The sequence below is a fragment of the Kitasatospora sp. NPDC088264 genome (genome assembly GCF_040685715.1).
Classification (GTDB): domain Bacteria; phylum Actinomycetota; class Actinomycetes; order Streptomycetales; family Streptomycetaceae; genus Kitasatospora.
In genome coordinates this window covers 1-1374 of the sequence record NZ_JBFBIR010000145.1, presented here as the reverse complement: position 1 = coordinate 1374, position 1374 = coordinate 1, and the positions used below count along the sequence as shown (strand labels likewise).

Sequence of the window (1374 nt, the reverse complement as noted above, 5' to 3'; positions counted from 1 at the left end):
GGGTAGTAATTACCGTGATGCCTGGACGACTGGGTTGATCTTGGCGAGGTAGTCGGCGAGGGACTTGAGGATCTCGTCGGCGGTCTTGGTCCAGGTGAACGGTCTCGGGTCCTGGTTCCAGGTGTCGATCCAGACCTTGATGTCGTCTTCGAGGGCTTTGACGGAGGTGTGGACGCCGCGACGGATGAGCTTGTCGGTCAGCAGTCCGAACCAGCGCTCGACCTGGTTGATCCAGGACGAGCCGGTCGGGGTGAAGTGGACGTGGAAGCGCGGATGCCGGCCGAGCCAGGTCCGGATCTCGGCGGTGTTGTGCGTGGCGTAGTTATCGCACACCAGGTGCACGTCGAGTTCAGCGGGGACCGCTTTGTCTATCGTGACCAGGAACTTCTTGAACTCCAGGGCCCGGTGGCGCCGGTGCAGTTCGCTGATGACGGTGCCGTCGGCGATGTTGAAGGCGGCGAACAGGCTGGTGATGCCGTGCCGCAGGTAGTCATGGGTGCGCCGTTCGGGCATGCCCGGCATCATCGGCAGGACCGGCTGGGACCGGTCCAGCGCCTGAATCTGGCTCTTCTCGTCGACGCAGAGCACGACGGCCTTCTCGGGCGGGTCGTGGTAGAGCCCGACGACGTCCACGACCTTGTCCACGAACTGCGGGTCGGTGGACAGCTTGAAGCTGTCCTGCAGGTGCGGCTTGAGGTCGAACTTCCTCCAGATCCGCCCGACGGTCGACTTCGACAGGCCCGACCGGGCGGCCATCGAGGACCGCGACCAGTGCGTGTCCCGCCCGGGAGTGGACTCCAGGGTCGCCACCAGCACGTCCTCGACCTGGTCGAGCAGGATCGAGGGCGGCCTGCCCGGACGCGGCTCGTCCTGCAGGCCGTCCAGCCGCTTGTCGATGAACCGCGCCCGCCAGCGCTCCACGGTCGACTCGTCGACGCCCAGATCCATCGCGGCCTGCCGGTTCGTCCCGCCCTCAGCGCACCGCAGCACGATCCTGGCCCGCAGCGCGAGAAACTGCGCGGTCTTCGCCCGCCTCGCCCAACGCGTCAACTGGTCCCACTCGGCCTCACTGAGGACCAGGTCGGCCTTCGGCCTGCCGATGCGGCCCGCATCCTGCAGGCCGGCCAGCCCCTCGGCCGCGAACTTGCCACGCCACTTGCGCACCGTCTTGTCTTGAACGCCAACGAGCTTTGCAGCAGCGGAATTCGACATACCGTCAGCACACGCCAGGATGATCCGGGCCCGTTCAGCGGCTCTTCGGTCCCAGGACCCCGCCCGACGCAGCAACTCGGCACGCTCGTCCTCAGACAGCGAGATCACCACGGCAGAAGGCCCAGGATGCGACACCATAAAAGGGTATCAACTTACCCTCAT

Annotated in this window: 1 protein-coding gene; it reads right to left on the bottom strand. The window is 66.0% G+C overall.

The genetic code is table 11. From position 1 onward, the window contains the following. Positions 1 to 9: 9 nt before the first annotated feature. A complete protein-coding gene (locus tag AB0O82_RS38720) occupies positions 10 to 1323 on the bottom strand; it encodes an IS630 family transposase (protein ID WP_363589756.1) in 1314 nt (437 codons plus the stop codon). Between the last annotated feature and the right edge of the window lie 51 nt (positions 1324 to 1374).